Genomic DNA, 14,746 nt, shown 5'->3' on the forward strand with positions numbered 1-14,746 from the left:
CTTTGCCTACTTTGGTCCCTCAAAGTAGGGCGCCGTAAGGGCGCAAAGGTGACCTGAGCCTGAGGCAAACATCACTGACATCGCAGAACAGTTTTACTTGCCGGGCGTCAGCGTCAGCCGTTGTTTGCCGTAGCCTTTTTCGTAGTTCTGCTGTTGCACCGGGATCGACATGTATTGCGCTTTCTGCCATGCCTCGATGCTGTTGGCGTAATACGGGCTGGCCGGGTTGCCGGACTGGCCGGTGCTGATCATGCCGGTCATGGGTTCAACCAGGCTGAAGTCGACGATCATGCGCAGGCCGGGCGCCATGCGTGCGTCGAAGCCTTTGCCCCACTCGAAGCCCGATACGTTCAGCGTGGTGTGATCGCCACCGGCGGGTGTAGCGCTGCGGTTGAAGTCGCCGCCACCCAGTTGCCTGGCCAACGGGTTGGTCGAAGCCCAGTTGTCGCGATGCAGTTTGCCCCACTGCCAGGCCTTGTGATCGCTGCCCAGCAGGCTGTCGCCGCGGGTGATCGCGGCCGCCAGGCTGCGCGCCAGAATGGCCGGTTTGTCTTCCTTCTGCGGCGTTTTGATGTCATCCCAGTAAGGGCTGTCATCACGGCCCAACAAGTGGTCGGCCTGCGGCGAATACGACGAGCTGGCGTTGGCCACCAGTGCCTGCCAGGCAAGGCTGGTTTCCGGGCCCAGCTCATCAAGGAAAATCTGTTTGGCGCTTTCCTGCAAGAACAGCTCATAGACCGCTGCGTCAGCCGAACCGGCACTGAGCTTGCCATCAAAAGCCATCAGACGCGTGAATGCCTCGCGGGCCTTGTTGCGATCGGCTTCCGGCAGTGCATCGATGGCCTGCTTGAGCGGCTTGCTCATGCCCGGCGCCTGGAACATGGTCTTGAGTTTGGCCGCAAACGTCGTGGTCTGGTCGTACTGCATGGCGATGGTGCTGCGCAGGTCCTGCTTGCCGCCGTTGGCCAGCTCGGCAATTCGCTCGGCGCGCTCCGGGTAGCCCCATGAGTTGGAAAGCTGCATGCCGTAGCCTTTCGGAATGGTGCGCTGGTTAGCCGCTGCGAGCCAGCCCTGACGCGGGTCCTGATCGTAGGGATGGAGCATCGAGTCGGCAAAACCGTCCCAGTCATATTTGCCTTCCCAGCCCGGCGAAGGCAGCAGGCCTTGGCCTTCACGGCGGTTGGGGAAGCGCCCCGTCACCTGCCAGCCAATGTTCGACGCATCGGCGAACACCATGTTCAGGGTGATCGCACGAATCTCGCGGCTGGTATCGAACGCCTTTTCGACGTTGGGCGCGCGCGACAGGTCGAAAAACGCATCCAGGCTCTTGTCCTCTTTGAAACTCGGCACTTGCAGCGCCAGGCTCAACCCGTTGCCGGGCGGCGTTGCGCTGGCATTGAGCAGCGCCCCATGACGCGTTTCGTACACGGTTTCGCGAAGCGGACTGCCGCCTTTGACCAGAAAGGTTTCCTGATGCGCGGTCGCAGGCAGCCATTTGCCATCGGCCATATAAGACACACGGTTGCCTTCGCGCTTGATCTTCTCCAGAAACAGGTCCTGGTTGTCGCCTTTGACGTTGCTCATGCTCCACGCCAGCTTGCCGTTGAAACCACTCAGGACCATCGGCAGACCGGCGATGGATACACCCGACACCTGATATTTCGGTGCGCGGATCTGCACAAAGCTCCAGGCCGAATTGAGACCGGCCGGCAACTGCATGTCGCTGGCCAACAGGCTCTTGCCGTTGCGGCTGCGTTGCGGTGCGATGGCCCAGTTGCTGGAGGCGGCAACACCGAGCATGTTCAGGTCCGAGAGCTGCAAGGCGACCCTGTTCAGGTCGTTCAGGCCGGTCACCTGATTGTTCAGGTTCAGGCCTTTGAGCTTGTCGGCTTCGGCGAACGGCAGCTCTTCGTCAGGGTAGGTCGGCAGCAGCCAGGCGAGCTTGTCAGCACCGACTTTCTGCGCCAGCACCAGCGATGACAGTTCTTCTTGCAGATTCACTGACAGGCTGAAGTTGAGCAGGCTGAAAACCAGCGCCGAGTCCTCCGGCTTCCAGTATTCAGGCTTGTAGCCGGAGTTGGCGATGTCGGCCGGTAGCTTGTCGCGGTAGCGAAACAGGTAGGCATTGACGCCACGTGCGTAGACATCGAAGAAGCGTTTGAGGCGAGGCGAAGCGGCGTTGTACAGATCGCTGGCGTTCTGCTTGAGGTTGACCGAGCGCATCAGGCGGTCGACTTCCAGCGCGTCCGTTCCGGCCATTTCCGACAAGCGGCCCTGCGCCAGCAGGCGCATGCCGAGCATCTGGCTGAGGCGATCACCTGCGTGCACATAACCCAGGGTAAACAGCGCGTCATGGTAGCTGCTGCTTTCAATCAGCGGCATGCCCATGGTGTTGCGCCGTACCGAGACATTCTGTGCCAGCCCTTTGACCGGAAAAGTCCCGGAAACAGGCAGCACGGTATCGGGATCGCTGCTGCCCAACTGGCAGCCGGCAAGGCTCAGGAAACTCGCCGCAGCGGCGGCAGCGCCGAATCGGGGTAGAAAATGAAGAAGGGCTGGCGAGGCCATGGGCAAGCTCCTGAAGGGGTAACGTACAAAAGCCGCTACGTTAGAGAGCCGTCAGGCAGCACGCAAGCGGCAAGGAGCAGTTTATTTCAGGATTTTGCACAAGTAGGCCAGGCCCCTCTGCATGCCAACGCGGAACATTGGCAAGAGAGGCGGCATTACCGCGCAGCGGCTCAAGCCTTCGGCGGATTGATCTTGTCAGCCAGCGCATACGCACGCTTCGTCGCGTCGCGGCTGGCGATGCTGTCGAACCAACGCTTGAGGTGGGGGAAGTCGTTCAGGTCCTGCTGCTGATAGGTGTGTGGCACGATCCACGGGTAGATCGCCATGTCGGCGATGCTGTATTCATTGCCCGCCACGAATTCACGATCCGCCAGGCGCTTGTTCAGTACGCCATATAAACGCGCGGTTTCGTTGACGTAGCGCTCGATTGCGTAAGGAATCTTTTCTTTGGCGAACCGGTTGAAGTGATGGTTCTGACCCGCCATCGGCCCCAGACCGCCCATCTGCCAGAACAGCCATTGCGACACTTCCTGACGCCCGCGCAGATCCTGCGGGATGAACTGGCCGGTCTTTTCTGCCAGATACAGCAGGATAGCGCCTGACTCGAACAGGCTCAGCGGCGCGCCGCCATCGGCCGGCTGGTGATCGACAATGGCCGGGATGCGGTTGTTGGGGGATATCTTCAGGAATTCGGGTTTGAACTGATCATTGTTGCCAATGTTGACCGGAAAGATCGTGTACGGCAGGCCGCTTTCTTCCAGAAACAGAGTGATTTTGTGGCCGTTGGGCGTGGTCCAGTAGTGAAGGTCGATCATTGAGCGCTCCATGTGGGTGATCGCAAGCCACTGTTTTACGCTTCCTTGAGCAGCCCGTACAAATGAAAACGGCCTGCAAGGCAGGCCGTTGGCAGAACGCTCAGCGCATCACGCGCCGTGGCATTTCTTGAATTTCTTGTCGCTGCCGCATGGGCAAGGATCGTTGCGACCCACGTCCTTCAGGGTATTGCGCACCGGTTCCTGGTGAGCGTGACCGCAGTTAGGACCGTGGACATGGCCGTGCTGGTGGTCATGATGATCATGGTCGTGATCGTGGTTGCAATCTGGGCCATGAACATGGGCTTGCTGGTTCATCGGGTGTACTCCACAGTGAAATCTGTAATCGATCTGGCGCGCATTATCCCGCAAATCACCATTAAGCAGTAACAGTGAGTTATTTTTCGCGCTCAGCGGTTTTTTTAAGTATGCTTAGTTTTTGTCGGGCGTTTTCAGCGTCCCTGTATTTCCTGCAACGCTGAGCCAGCCCTATGACCAGACACGAACGCATTGCCAAAGCCATCGCCGCCAGCGGCATGAAGAAGGGCGAAATCGCCGCCCGGTGCGGTGTCGCCAACTCGGCGGTGACCCAGTGGATAAGCGGCGAAAGCAAGAGCCTGCGGCCTGAGAATCTCTACGCGCTGGCCAGAGCCACCGGCTTTCGCGCCGAGTGGCTGGCCATCGGTGACGGCCCCGAGAAGGCGCCGGAGTTCGACGCCAACGTTGCCTTGATCGATCAGCCAGAAATGTCCTTTCGCTATCCGGTAATCAGTTGGGTATCCGCCGGGTCCTGGGAGGAGGCTGTGCAGCCTTATCCCGACGGGTTCTCGGACCGCTATGAAATCTCCGACTACGACTCCAAAGGTCCGGCGTTCTGGCTTGAGGTCAAGGGCGACTCGATGACCGCGCCCACCGGCGTCAGCGTGCCTGAGGGGATGTTGATTCTGGTGGACACCGAAGCGGATGTTCAGCCTGGCAAACTGGTCATTGCCAAGCTGCCCGCCAGCAACGAGGCGACGTTCAAGAAGCTGGTGGAGGATGGCGGCACTCGTTATCTGAAGCCGCTCAACCCGGCGTACAAAATGATCGAATGCGGTGCCGACTGTCGCATTATCGGTGTCGCGGTAAGGATGACGGGCAAGCTGTAAGCCTTGATCTACAAGCGTTGGTAGAGCTTCTGTCAATTGTCGGCAAGGCGAAACGTCCTACGAGCTGCTTGCCGAAATCCTGTGGCTGGAATACTGTATTTATATACAGTAAAGCATGGGAGATCATCATGGCTAACCACTTTAATTCTGCGTCGGTTACGACCTCTTCCTACGAGTTGATCGGCAGACGGATTCAACGGCTGGTCTCGGCCCCGGACGTGCAGAAGATTCAGTGGGTGATCGTCACGCGCAAGGATGACGAACCGCTGGACAGCTGGGACAGGGTGCTCCGGGACATCGGAGAAACCGAAGGGATTCAGGTCGACCGCCAGCATGACGGGGCCGTCCGGATCGGCTGGCAACGCTACATCGACAACTGACCATTGCACCTTTGCGGATGACCGACGACCGGACAATACAGTCACTTGATTATATTTTTAAGCATGCTTAAGTAAGGCTTTCCCTGTTTAATATTTCACCCGTCATTTAATGGCGTCAGCGCAAGGATGCGACAAGGGCAGGGCGGCCCATGTGTCAGACCGGATGACTTCCACGCCTCTCTCCCTGACGAGTTTCCGGCAGACGCTAAGTACCTGAGTTTTTCTGTGTTCGAACGGCTGTTATCTCTTGAGCGGAGTCAGGCTGATGGATCTCTTGAACGGTTTGGCAGACAGAGGCGAATGGTTGGTGGCCGGCCTGGTTGGCGCGATCATCTCTGGCTGGTGGCACAAGGCGGCGTTGCCCGACTGGCGCGCCTGGATGGTTTTTCTCGTCACAGGCGTGGCCTGCGCAGTGTTCCTCACCGGCATTGCCAGCAATTACCTGGGCGTTGCCGAGCCTCGCAACATCACGGGCGTCGGCTTTTTGTTAGGCTCGTTTGGTGGCGCGCTGATCAGTGCCGTCAATCGGGCGTTGTGGGCGGCAGACGTCTGGAAGTTTCTGATGGAGCTGATCAAAGGCAGGCTGGGCTGAGCGTGATCCGCTTATCGGCGATCTTTGATCAGGTCGCCTGGAATCACGTCGCCTGAGCGCAGGATGCGCACATTATGGTGAAACAGAATGCCGGTCTTGAGTTTGCCTTCAAGCTGGTAATGGATGGTCTGGTCAGGCTTCTTCAGCAGTCTGGCAATGTATCTGGCGTGCTGCCACAGGTTGGTCCGGACGGATATCAGCAGGGTTTTCCGGCTGTCGCCGTCGACAAAAAACCAGTCGCTGGACTTGCCCTCGGCCAGCATTTCCTCATTCAGCATGATTTTGTAATTCAGGCCGCGCACCAGCAGTCGTGAGTCGTTGGGATTATCGACTTCGAAATACAGTTTGAAATCCTGATGCGTCAGCCGGGCCTTGATCACCTCGACTTTCAGCAGATGCACTTCCGGGTCCTGAACGCTGTCAAAGTTCAGTAACGAGCATCCGCTCAGCCCCAACATGACCAACGCAAGGCTTATGAATCTTGTAATGTGCGCCTGAAAAGACATGGATGTGCTCCGTTTGAAGTCCGAGTCTAACAACTCGACGGCCACGGGTAACGCGCTTGTTGCGCGGTCTGACGCTACGCCATACTTTTATTGACGTACCAACGGTGTCTCCATGAATCTTTACGAAATCGTCTTCAGCGCCGAACTGGTCGCTGGAGCCCAGCCCGAGAAGGTCAGGGCCAACCTCGGCAAGCTGTTCCAGGCGGATGCCGAGCGCCTTGAATTGTTGTTCTCCGGACGTCGGCTGGTCCTCAAAAACAATCTCGACGCGGCGACTGCCGAGAAGTACCGCGCCACGCTGGAACGGGCAGGTGCGCGTGTTCAGGTTGTGGCAATGCTCACCGAACCGGACGTGTCGCCCCACATGGAAGAGGTCGAGCTGGCGCCGCCGCCTGACGCACCGACCTGGGTGCGCAAGTCCCCGCAGAGCAAGGCCCGTCTGCAAATCAAACCACGCGACGTCTACATGGCGGCCTTCGTGGACGTCGATGCGCCGGATTATTCGGTCGCCGAGGCGGGTGCTGACCTGTTGCCGGCAAAGCCACAGCCGGTTGCGCCAGCACTGGACCTCTCCCGACTAAGCCTGGCACCGGTGGGCAGCGATATGGGCCAGGCCGAAAAGCCTGCGGCGCAGGCAACGCCTGATACCTCCCGTTTGCGCGTTATCCCCGAATAAACGCCCGCGACCTCCAAAACCTGAAACGGAATTATTTTCAATCAGCCCTGTTACTTTTGACGGTTCACTCGGCTAACAGGCATTGAGAAATATTCCATCAGGAGTTGCCCGATGTCCCGCTCGTTAGACACCTTGCTGCGCCCCAGTCTGTTGGCCATGACCATTGCCTTTTGTTCGCCTCTGGTCAGCCCGTTGCTGATGGCTGCGCAACAGGCTGGCGTTGCTGCCTATGATCTGCCTGCCGCACCGCTGGCAACCACTCTGAATCAGATCGCCAGCCAGGGTGGCCTTGCGCTGAGCCTCGATCCTGCGCTGGCCGCAGGCAAGACAAGCGCGCCAGTGAAAGGGAATTTCGACGCAGCGACTGCATTGCGCGAGGCGCTGCGTGGCAGTGGGTTGCAACTGACGCAAAGCAGCGCCGGGACCTACACCCTGATGGTCATGGAACAGGGCGCCTTGAACTTGTCCGACGTCAACATCAACGCCAGCAGCGCCCCCGCCGAAGGTTCTGAAGCGGCAGGTTATCGCAGCGAGAACATCAGCAGCGTCGGTGCGCTGGGTGGCATGAAGCTGCAGGACGCGCCGTATTCCATCAGCGTGACGCCTCAGGCCTTACTGAAAAACATTCAGGCCACCTCGCTGGACGACGTGATCAAGCACAATCCGTTTACCCAGATGTATTCGCCGACCAGTGCCGGTTATGCGAGTGCCGTCAATATCCGCGGGTTCAGCAGCGCGGGCAGCCTGAACATTGCCAACGATGGCCTGCGTTTCACCAACGGCGCTGACGGCAGCAATTACCTGGAAGAAATGGAACAGCTGGAAATCATTACCGGCCTGACCGGCTTTCTGTACGGCCCGGCGTCGCCGGGCGGGCTGGTCAACTATGTGATCAAGCGACCTACCTACGAGCGTTACAACAGCGTGACCCTGGGCAATGCCGGTGGCGAGAATTACTACCTGCATGGCGACTTCGGCGGGCCGATAGACAGTGAAGGCACATTCGCCTATCGCCTCAATGTGCTGACTCAGGATGGCGAAACCGCTGTCGATCTGAACAAGCGTCGTCGCGAGATGATTTCCCTCGCACTGGACTGGAACGTGTCCGATGACCTGCTGGTGCAGTTCGATGCGTCGCACAAGAAGACCGAAATACGCGGCCTGACCAGCTACTGGTATTTCAATGACCAGTCGTTGCGCCCCAGTGCCGCATCGCTGGACAACGACAAACTCTACAGCCAGAAATGGTCATTCTCCGATTACGAGTCTGACAAGGCGGGCGTACGTGCCAAGTGGCGCTTGAACGACACCTTCACCTTGCGCGCGGCCTTTGCCGCCCAGCAGTACACCTCGGAAAACACCTACACCGGCCCCACGGTTTCCAGTGCAGGTCTCTACTCGCAGCCGCTGTACGCGTTCGCCCCGATCGAAACCGAGGAAAAGACCGGCTCGCTGTTTCTGGACGCCGCGTTCGATACCGGCTTCCTCGGCCATAAAGTCACGATGGGCTATCAGGGCAACACCTCGCGCCAGAAGCAGTACGAGGACCACATCCCTTACACGCCCGAACAGCGAGGCCCGCAATACACCTCGCCCGTGGGCACGATCCCGCTGGATCAGACGCCTCAGGTCGGCAAACCGTCGTACTCGATTGGCCACGGCGACCAGCGTCTGGCCAACAGCACCGAGAGCAACAACTTCCTGATCGGCGACGTGATTACCTTCAATGAGCAGTGGTCGACGATCCTTGGGGTCACCCATACGCAGATCAAGACCTACGCCAACGAGTTCGTCTACGCCAGAGCGTTCGGCTCGGCGGAAACCGAGACCACGTACAACGAGAGCAAAACCTCGCCGAACATCTCGCTGGTCTACAAGCCGCTGCCGTGGCTGACCACTTATGCGACCTATATAGAAGGACTGCAATCGGGAGGCATCGCGCCAAGCGGTACGGCCAATGCCGGTCAGGCCTTCGCGCCTGAAGTCAGCGAGCAATACGAAATCGGTGCCAAGGCGACCGTGGGCGAAACGCTGTTTACCCTCGCGCTGTTCAACATCGAGAAGCCGAACGGCTACACCACGGGCGGCAACGTCTACGTGGTTGACGGGCGTCAGGAAAACAACGGGCTGGAGTTCAGCGTGACCGGCAAGGTCATCCCGGAACTGACTCTGGTCGGCGGCTTCACCTTGCTGGACCCGAAAATCAAGAAAACCGGCGTGGCGGCAGATGAAGGCAATGTGCCGACCAACGTCGCCAAACAACTGGCCAAGGTCTATGCCGAATACGACATCAACCAGGTGCCAGGCCTGGCCATGACCGGCGGCGCGTTCTACACCGGCAAGCAATACACCGACCAAAGCAACGAAAACGACCTGCCGTCGTTCACCACTTTCGACGCCGGTGCCCGCTACCGCATGCGCGTTTCAGAAAACGATCTGACCTTGCGAGTCAATGTCAGCAACCTGGGCAACAAGGAATACTGGCTCAACAGCAGCTACCTCGGCGACCCGCGTACCGTCGCCTTCTCGGCACAGCTGGAGTTCTGATCGCGGCATCACGCCGACCTGACCGCTGGCGCGCGAGGAACGATAACTATCGTACGACGCTCCGCGTCGTATGCAGTTCTGGACGTTCTGCGTCCGATCTTGAGTGTGTGGTGCGGCGCAGATTTGTGACGCGGAGCGTCACGCAATGCTTTCCCACGCTGGAGCGTGAGGAACGAGAGTCTCGACTATCGTACGTCGCTCCGCGTCGTATGCAGTTCTGGACGCTCTGCGTCCGATCTTGAGTGTGTGGTGCGGCGCAGATTTGTGACGCGGAGCGTCACGCAATGCATTCCCACGCTGGAGCGTGAGGAACGAGAGTCCCGACTATCGTACGTCGCTCCGCGTCGTATGCAGTTCTGGACGCTCTGCGTCCGATCTTGAGTGTGTGGTGCGGCGCAGATTTGTGACGCGGAGCGTCACGCAATGCATTCCCACGCTGGAGCGTGAGGAACGAGAGTCCCGACTATCGTACGTCGCTCCGCGTCGTATGCAGTTCTGGACGCTCTGCGTCCGATCTTGAGTGTGTTCAAACCACATACCCGGAGCAGCATTTCTTGAATTTCTGCTCACTGCCACACGGGCACGCGTCGTTGCGGCTGGCTTTAAGGGGGACGGTGGAGTCGATGAAATACCAGCGGCCCTGATTCTGCACGAACGACGAGCGCTCCTTGTGGCTGTGTTCGCCATTGCCATCGTGCCAGCGAGCAGTGAAGGTCACAAACGCATGCTCAGGCTTGCCGCCGAACACCTCCGCGCTTTCCACCTCCAGCCCCAGCCAGGTGCTTTGCGCGCTCCACTGAGCGATGGCTTCACGGTCCAGTGCGCTTTGCTGCACCGGCAGCGTGGTTTCCACCAGGTAATCGGTCAGCCCCAGCACATAAGCGCTGTAACGCGAGCGCATCAGCTTTTCCGCGCACGGCGCAGGCAGGCCAGCGTGATAGTGGCCGCAGCAGGCCAGCAACAGATCGCCGCTGCCGCACGGGCAAATAGCACTACTCATGATTCACCACCAGTATCTTCCAAAATTCTCCGGGTTGGCCCAGTACTTCGCGTTCAGCCAGTCGGGCACCTGTTTGTATTCGCGCAAATCGTAGGTGAACAGATTCAACACCTGTTCGTCGCGGGCAAAGCGTTCGCTGGATTGCAGGGCCAGCGAGAAAAAGTCAGTCTCCTGCCAGCCGCAAGCCTGCAAATCGGCCAGGACCGCAATGCGGCTGGCGTTCAGGTTGCGGATACCGCCCAGCAGCTCCAGCCCGGTGCGCTTGGGAATGTGTTCCAGGCAGTCGACCACCAGCGCCAGATCGAAGCGTTGCGCGGCCAGATGCGCAGGCAGCGTACCGGGTTCCGCCAGCGCGACTGTGGTGTGCGGATGTGCGTCCTGAAAGGCTTGCAGCGCAGGAAAGGCATGCGCCCCGATGACCAGCAGGCGTTCGGGCGCATAAAGATCCAGCAGGGCAGCCAGCGCTTGCTGAGGTGTGCGGGTGGAATAGCCGACGGTCATCGAAAGTCCTCTGGTTGACTGGCAAGACTAGCCTGCCGGGCCGGCTCTGAACAGCCGTCAGCTTGCGCGTTGACACCCTCTAATCGACGATAACGATCTATGCTTGATCTTTTTCAATTCACTGCTGGCATATTCGCTGAACAGCACGTCTACTGTGCGGCGACGAAAAGCATGCGCAGACTTCGCTTTCGGAACGGATCATGACAAGGGGGCAGGCGATGAAGGTGTTTTGGGGGCTGGGAAAGATCTTGATGCTGGGCTTCTGGCTGGTAGTACTGGCCAATGCGCTGATTGAAGCGCCCAGCCCGTTCGGCGTGATGATCGACATGGCGGGCGCGGTCCTGCTGCTGACTCATCTGCTGGAACTGATCCTGTTCAACGGCAGCCTGCGCGGGCGTCGCCATCCGTGGCGCGACCGGGGCAAAATCATCCTCTTCGGCATTTTCCATCTGCAATCCATCAGCCGCTCGGCTTCGGGGCACTCTCATGCGTAATCTCGTTCTGCTGGCGGCACTGTTCAGCCCTTTGGCCATGGCACAGGCAATTATTGTCGCGCCGCACTCGCTGATGCGCCTGCCCGGCAACAGCAGCGTTCTGCAACTCGATCGCCTTGAAGTGTCCGATTACGGCACCTTGTTGATCCCGGCCAATATCGACGACGTGAAAATCGGCGAGCTGGTGTTGGGGCACGAAGCGCGCATTGCCATCGTTCCCGGTGTCCAGGCCTTCAATCTGGTCGTGACGCGTGCTGAATTCGGCAGCGGCAGCCAGATCACGGCGCGCGGCGCACCGGGCACGTTCGAGAGGCCCGCGCTGCCGGGTCGCAACCTGACCGTGCGCCTGCAAAACCTCAACGCGGAAGAGTTATCGATCGACGCACGCGGCGGCGCAGGCAGCCCGGGTTATGTCGGCCTGGATGGCGGCAACGGCGCACAACCGGGCTGTACCTGGGGTCAGGCTGGACATGGCTATGATGGTCAAAATGGCAGCACCGGCCGGGACGGCGCGGCGGGCGCTCAGGTGCGACTGGAGTTGCCGCAGAGTTTCCCGACTGATCGCATCAAGGTGAACGTTGCGGGCGGTGCGGCGGGCAAAGGCGGCGAGGGCGGCAAGGCCGGTAAAGGCGGAGCGTCCAAAGGCTGTTTCGTGTACCGCGCTGATGGCGGCAAAGCAGGTAAAGAGGGCGAGCCTGGCCAGCCGGGTGTTGCCGGTCCTGCGGGCGCGTTGATTCTGCAACGCCTGTAAGCTTCAAGGCACTGTCCGGAGCAGGCGCAAGGCCCTGTTCCGGACAGTGGTCACAACCTCACGTTTTTACTGCGGTACGCCTTTTTCCCAGTTCTTCCAGTCGCTGACGATCGCCTGCACCAACGGGTTGCCGGTGCGGTACAGGTTCTCCAGTGCCGGTACGAAAGCACCCTGATCGGCGTACTTGAGCAGGTTATCGACCTCGCTGTAGCCAGGATACGGACGATCGAAGTCGGAACCGGCGCGCACCACGGCCAGACGGCTGACATCGACCTTGCCCGCCTTGCTGGCCCGCAGCAGGGCTTCGTAGGTGGAGTTGTCTTCCTGCTGGGTGGTGCAATAGACGCCTTTGCCGTCGGTCAGTAGTTTGGTCCAGACCTCCGCCCGTTCGCTCAAGCGCGTCCCGGAGAACCACGTATTGCCAGCCACGGTGTCACATTGGGTGACCTGCGGCGGCTGATTGGCCGGGGCGTAAGGGTATTTGACCCGCCAGGCAGCCGATTCCTTGCTCTCGCTGAGCGCCACTTTTTGTGACAGGGCGAACGCTTTGGCCTGAAGCTTTGGGTTCAGCTCGAAGACTTCGGTCTTGTAGTCCAGCGGTGGCTTCTCGTTCGGACCTTTGGTGTTGATGCCCAGATAACCGGTCGGCCAGTCCTTGGGTACGTCGCGGGAATCGATTTCCCACTGGGTGCCGAACTCCACCAGATAATGCGCCCAGGCGGTGGTGCCGAGGCTGCCGTGATGCGGGTTGATCCCGGCGATACCGGCGACTATGAAGTAGGTCTTGCGCAGATCGAACTGCGGCGACAACGCCAGTGCGAGAGTCGAGGCGGCGGCATTGGTCTGGCCCATGCCGGTCACCATCAGGCACACGTCCTGCTCGTTGCAGCGAACGGCCGGGTATTCGGCTGCCAGGCCTGGCACCTGAATTTCCTTGGTCAGGTGCAGGCGATCAATCCAGTTCTGCGCTTCGGGCGCAAACATGGCGACCAGCATGACCTTCGGCGTGACCGGTGCGGCGGCAGCCCAGATACCGGGGCTGACCAGTGCCAGTGTGGCGCAGAGTGCATTGCGAGTGATGTGTTTCATGAAAACTCCTGTAGTCAATATCATGATCAGAACTGATAACCCACGCCTGCGTAGTAGCCCCAGCCGTCCGAACGTGCGCGGAAATTGCCGTCACCGAAATTCAGCTCGCTGCCGTCCTCCCAGTTGCCGCCGTTGTGGAAATAACGGCCTACCAGCGTGAAACGCAGGTGCGTGAAGGCGTACAGCAAAACGTTGGTGGCAACCGTGGAATTGCCGGTGCGTGCCGGATCGTTCTTGAGGTCCGAACCGAAATCGAAGTTGGTGAAGCCGATGTAGGTCAGCGAAGCGCCATTGTTGAAGGTGCTGATCGGCACGATGTACTTGAGCTGCGCCCGGTAGCCATCCCACGAGTATTCGTTGCTGGCACCGTAGTTTTCCCACTGATAGCGACCGTAGAAATTAGCCGACAGGTTGACCCGCGAATGGGTGTCGATGTCAGTGCCCAGGCCGCTGTACAGGGTGTTGGCGCGGTTGGCCGAGTTGCTGCCGTGGTCGTAGATCCAGTCGAAGGCGACGTACCACTCCTTGAAAGGCCCCACGGCCAGGCTGCGGCCGGCGAGATAATCGATGGAGATACGCGGCTCGTGTTCCATGAACACTGGCGAGCCATGGTCCCAGACGCCCTTGTCATTATCATTGCCGATGCCGAGGATCTTCGGCACGTCGACGTAGCCGTACAGTTCAAACGGCCCTTTACGGCCGAAGTACTCGTACTCCAGGTAGATGTCGTCGTTCGGCTTGGGGCCGAAGCTGATGTCCTTGCTGCCGATCAGGGTCAGGTCCTGATTGAACCAGTCTGAGAAATACGCGCCTTTTACTTCCTTGGGCGAGGCGGGCGGGCTGAGCGCTTCACCTTGCGCCGAGTCTTCGGCCGCAGCGGGCTGAGCCTGCGCCGTCATACACGGTAAAGCGGCAGCTGCGGCGAGCAGCAGGGGGATCAGGGTTTTGCAGGATGCTGCGGGCTGGATGGATAGCTGCTTGGGCATTGAAATTCCTTTTTGTGGTCGCGTACTGCTGATCGCAAACGTTTGCACAGCTCATGCCAAAGCGTTTCAACCTGTTGAAAGCCATGAATATAAGGTGAGGAAGATGACCAAACAGGCAGGAAACTGCGCACCAGCTGTGCGCGATGTCACCTCTCGTGCCCTGTGATGTTCCGTTTCGTCTCAAAACCCCGGGCGGGCAGCTGCCAGAGCGACCACAGCCAGACCGATGATCAGGTTGATAGCGACCAGTCTGCGGATATGGCTGAGTGCTGCTGCACCTTGCGCCCATTGTTCCGCTTCCACGGCGCGGCGCAGTTCCGGCAATTGCAACGAATGGATACGAAGAAACAGCGCGACCATCACCACATACAGGCCCATCATGATTTGCACGTAGCGCGGCGCGGTTTCAAAGCCGGTGAAGTTCAGCTGGATCATGCCAATGCCGGTGATCGGCAAGATCACGATGGCTGCCCAGACCCATCTAAAGAAGCGCGGAAACACCTGGACCCACACTTTCAAGCGGGCCGGGCCTTCAAGTGCTGCAATGACAGCTGGACGCAACACCATCCAGGCGAAAAACATGCCGCCAACCCAGATCAGGGCAGCCAGCACATGCAGCGTATAGACAGTGGAAAAAGCGGTCATCGGACACTCCGTTCTGCGCGGATGGATTTAGCGCGCTATGATAGCGCCCAC

At 59.4% G+C, this 14,746-nt stretch carries 17 protein-coding genes; 8 read left to right on the top strand and 9 right to left on the bottom strand.

Annotation, left to right across the window (positions count from 1 at the left end; all coding sequences use genetic code 11):
• Positions 1-93: 93 nt before the first annotated feature.
• The 3 genes from I9H07_RS05400 to I9H07_RS05410 form a co-directional block, all read right to left on the bottom strand.
• Complete coding sequence (locus I9H07_RS05400; RefSeq protein ID WP_236424278.1) at positions 94-2,568, bottom strand: penicillin acylase family protein; 2,475 nt, start codon at positions 2,566-2,568, stop codon at positions 94-96.
• A 170-nt stretch (positions 2,569-2,738) separates the two neighbouring features.
• A complete protein-coding gene (locus I9H07_RS05405; protein ID WP_024672584.1) occupies positions 2,739-3,383 on the bottom strand; it encodes a glutathione binding-like protein in 645 nt (214 codons plus the stop codon).
• A 108-nt stretch (positions 3,384-3,491) separates the two neighbouring features.
• Positions 3,492-3,698, bottom strand: coding sequence for an SEC-C metal-binding domain-containing protein (locus I9H07_RS05410; RefSeq protein ID WP_002554826.1), 207 nt, complete (start codon positions 3,696-3,698; stop codon positions 3,492-3,494).
• Positions 3,699-3,871: 173 nt separating this feature from the next.
• On the opposite strand from I9H07_RS05410, the gene I9H07_RS05415 reads away from it, so the two are divergent.
• The 3 genes from I9H07_RS05415 (at position 3,872) to I9H07_RS05425 (ending at position 5,500) form a co-directional block, all read left to right on the top strand.
• On the top strand, positions 3,872-4,528 hold the full coding sequence (locus tag I9H07_RS05415; protein ID WP_236424280.1) for a LexA family protein: 657 nt from the start codon (positions 3,872-3,874) through the stop codon (positions 4,526-4,528).
• Positions 4,529-4,656: 128 nt separating this feature from the next.
• Positions 4,657-4,908 carry a DUF1654 domain-containing protein gene (locus I9H07_RS05420; protein ID WP_236424282.1) on the top strand — a complete coding sequence of 84 codons (252 nt, stop codon included), beginning with the start codon at positions 4,657-4,659 and terminating at the stop codon, positions 4,906-4,908.
• 265 nt (positions 4,909-5,173) lie between these two features.
• A complete protein-coding gene (locus I9H07_RS05425; RefSeq protein ID WP_058824249.1) occupies positions 5,174-5,500 on the top strand; it encodes a hypothetical protein in 327 nt (108 codons plus the stop codon).
• Positions 5,501-5,511: 11 nt separating this feature from the next.
• On the opposite strand, the gene I9H07_RS05430 is transcribed toward I9H07_RS05425, so the two are convergent.
• A complete protein-coding gene (locus I9H07_RS05430) occupies positions 5,512-6,006 on the bottom strand; it encodes an LEA type 2 family protein (RefSeq protein WP_024672580.1) in 495 nt (164 codons plus the stop codon).
• 112 nt (positions 6,007-6,118) lie between these two features.
• Between I9H07_RS05430 and I9H07_RS05435 the strand changes: the two genes are divergently transcribed.
• Positions 6,119-6,682: a hypothetical protein gene (locus I9H07_RS05435; protein WP_236424283.1), complete on the top strand. Its 564-nt coding sequence runs from the start codon at positions 6,119-6,121 to the stop codon at positions 6,680-6,682.
• Positions 6,683-6,793: 111 nt separating this feature from the next.
• Positions 6,794-9,229, top strand: coding sequence for a TonB-dependent receptor (locus I9H07_RS05440; RefSeq protein WP_236424285.1), 2,436 nt, complete (start codon positions 6,794-6,796; stop codon positions 9,227-9,229).
• A 526-nt stretch (positions 9,230-9,755) separates the two neighbouring features.
• On the opposite strand, the gene I9H07_RS05445 is transcribed toward I9H07_RS05440, so the two are convergent.
• Positions 9,756-10,229: a YchJ family protein gene (locus tag I9H07_RS05445; protein WP_024672256.1), complete on the bottom strand. Its 474-nt coding sequence runs from the start codon at positions 10,227-10,229 to the stop codon at positions 9,756-9,758.
• Between the two features lie 3 nt (positions 10,230-10,232).
• Complete coding sequence (locus tag I9H07_RS05450) at positions 10,233-10,730, bottom strand: DUF6231 family protein (protein ID WP_236425480.1); 498 nt, start codon at positions 10,728-10,730, stop codon at positions 10,233-10,235.
• A 218-nt stretch (positions 10,731-10,948) separates the two neighbouring features.
• Here I9H07_RS05450 and I9H07_RS05455 point away from each other — a divergent pair, with 218 nt between their 5' ends.
• On the top strand, positions 10,949-11,224 hold the full coding sequence (locus tag I9H07_RS05455; RefSeq protein WP_024672254.1) for a DUF1145 domain-containing protein: 276 nt from the start codon (positions 10,949-10,951) through the stop codon (positions 11,222-11,224).
• On the top strand, positions 11,217-11,975 hold the full coding sequence (locus I9H07_RS05460; RefSeq protein WP_236425481.1) for a collagen-like protein: 759 nt from the start codon (positions 11,217-11,219) through the stop codon (positions 11,973-11,975). Before I9H07_RS05455 ends, I9H07_RS05460 begins: the two co-directional genes overlap by 8 nt.
• Positions 11,976-12,041: 66 nt before the next feature.
• Here I9H07_RS05460 and I9H07_RS05465 read toward each other — a convergent pair whose 3' ends face one another.
• Together I9H07_RS05465 and I9H07_RS05470 are read right to left on the bottom strand one after the other, a co-directional pair.
• Positions 12,042-13,064 (bottom strand): purine-nucleoside phosphorylase, encoded by a 1,023-nt coding sequence (locus I9H07_RS05465; RefSeq protein ID WP_236425482.1) that lies wholly within the window; start codon positions 13,062-13,064, stop codon positions 12,042-12,044.
• 26 nt (positions 13,065-13,090) lie between these two features.
• Positions 13,091-14,050 carry a nucleoside-specific channel-forming protein Tsx gene (locus tag I9H07_RS05470; protein ID WP_024672251.1) on the bottom strand — a complete coding sequence of 320 codons (960 nt, stop codon included), beginning with the start codon at positions 14,048-14,050 and terminating at the stop codon, positions 13,091-13,093.
• On the opposite strand from I9H07_RS05470, the gene I9H07_RS05475 reads away from it, so the two are divergent.
• Positions 14,043-14,216 (top strand): hypothetical protein, encoded by a 174-nt coding sequence (locus I9H07_RS05475; protein WP_161632841.1) that lies wholly within the window; start codon positions 14,043-14,045, stop codon positions 14,214-14,216. The genes I9H07_RS05470 and I9H07_RS05475 overlap by 8 nt on opposite strands.
• Before the next feature lie 14 nt (positions 14,217-14,230).
• Here the strand turns inward: I9H07_RS05475 and I9H07_RS05480 are convergent, their stop codons facing one another.
• Positions 14,231-14,695 (bottom strand): CopD family protein, encoded by a 465-nt coding sequence (locus tag I9H07_RS05480; protein WP_024672250.1) that lies wholly within the window; start codon positions 14,693-14,695, stop codon positions 14,231-14,233.
• Between the last annotated feature and the right edge of the window lie 51 nt (positions 14,696-14,746).

Origin of the sequence: Pseudomonas syringae (genome assembly GCF_023278085.1) — a bacterium.
GTDB lineage: Bacteria > Pseudomonadota > Gammaproteobacteria > Pseudomonadales > Pseudomonadaceae > Aquipseudomonas > Aquipseudomonas syringae_Q.

Excerpts from the sequence above, each read along its gene's own strand:
- I9H07_RS05400 (WP_236424278.1), bottom strand. The coding sequence starts at position 2,568 with ATGGCCTCGCCAGCCCTTCTTCATTTTCTACCCCGATTCGGCGCTGCC.
- I9H07_RS05405 (WP_024672584.1), bottom strand. The coding sequence starts at position 3,383 with ATGATCGACCTTCACTACTGGACCACGCCCAACGGCCACAAAATCACT.
- I9H07_RS05410 (WP_002554826.1), bottom strand. The coding sequence starts at position 3,698 with ATGAACCAGCAAGCCCATGTTCATGGCCCAGATTGCAACCACGATCAC.
- I9H07_RS05415 (WP_236424280.1), top strand. The coding sequence starts at position 3,872 with ATGACCAGACACGAACGCATTGCCAAAGCCATCGCCGCCAGCGGCATG.
- I9H07_RS05420 (WP_236424282.1), top strand. The coding sequence starts at position 4,657 with ATGGCTAACCACTTTAATTCTGCGTCGGTTACGACCTCTTCCTACGAG.
- I9H07_RS05425 (WP_058824249.1), top strand. The coding sequence starts at position 5,174 with ATGGATCTCTTGAACGGTTTGGCAGACAGAGGCGAATGGTTGGTGGCC.
- I9H07_RS05430 (WP_024672580.1), bottom strand. The coding sequence starts at position 6,006 with ATGTCTTTTCAGGCGCACATTACAAGATTCATAAGCCTTGCGTTGGTC.
- I9H07_RS05435 (WP_236424283.1), top strand. The coding sequence starts at position 6,119 with ATGAATCTTTACGAAATCGTCTTCAGCGCCGAACTGGTCGCTGGAGCC.
- I9H07_RS05440 (WP_236424285.1), top strand. The coding sequence starts at position 6,794 with ATGTCCCGCTCGTTAGACACCTTGCTGCGCCCCAGTCTGTTGGCCATG.
- I9H07_RS05445 (WP_024672256.1), bottom strand. The coding sequence starts at position 10,229 with ATGAGTAGTGCTATTTGCCCGTGCGGCAGCGGCGATCTGTTGCTGGCC.
- I9H07_RS05450 (WP_236425480.1), bottom strand. The coding sequence starts at position 10,730 with ATGACCGTCGGCTATTCCACCCGCACACCTCAGCAAGCGCTGGCTGCC.
- I9H07_RS05455 (WP_024672254.1), top strand. The coding sequence starts at position 10,949 with ATGAAGGTGTTTTGGGGGCTGGGAAAGATCTTGATGCTGGGCTTCTGG.
- I9H07_RS05460 (WP_236425481.1), top strand. The coding sequence starts at position 11,217 with ATGCGTAATCTCGTTCTGCTGGCGGCACTGTTCAGCCCTTTGGCCATG.
- I9H07_RS05465 (WP_236425482.1), bottom strand. The coding sequence starts at position 13,064 with ATGAAACACATCACTCGCAATGCACTCTGCGCCACACTGGCACTGGTC.
- I9H07_RS05470 (WP_024672251.1), bottom strand. The coding sequence starts at position 14,050 with ATGCCCAAGCAGCTATCCATCCAGCCCGCAGCATCCTGCAAAACCCTG.
- I9H07_RS05480 (WP_024672250.1), bottom strand. The coding sequence starts at position 14,695 with ATGACCGCTTTTTCCACTGTCTATACGCTGCATGTGCTGGCTGCCCTG.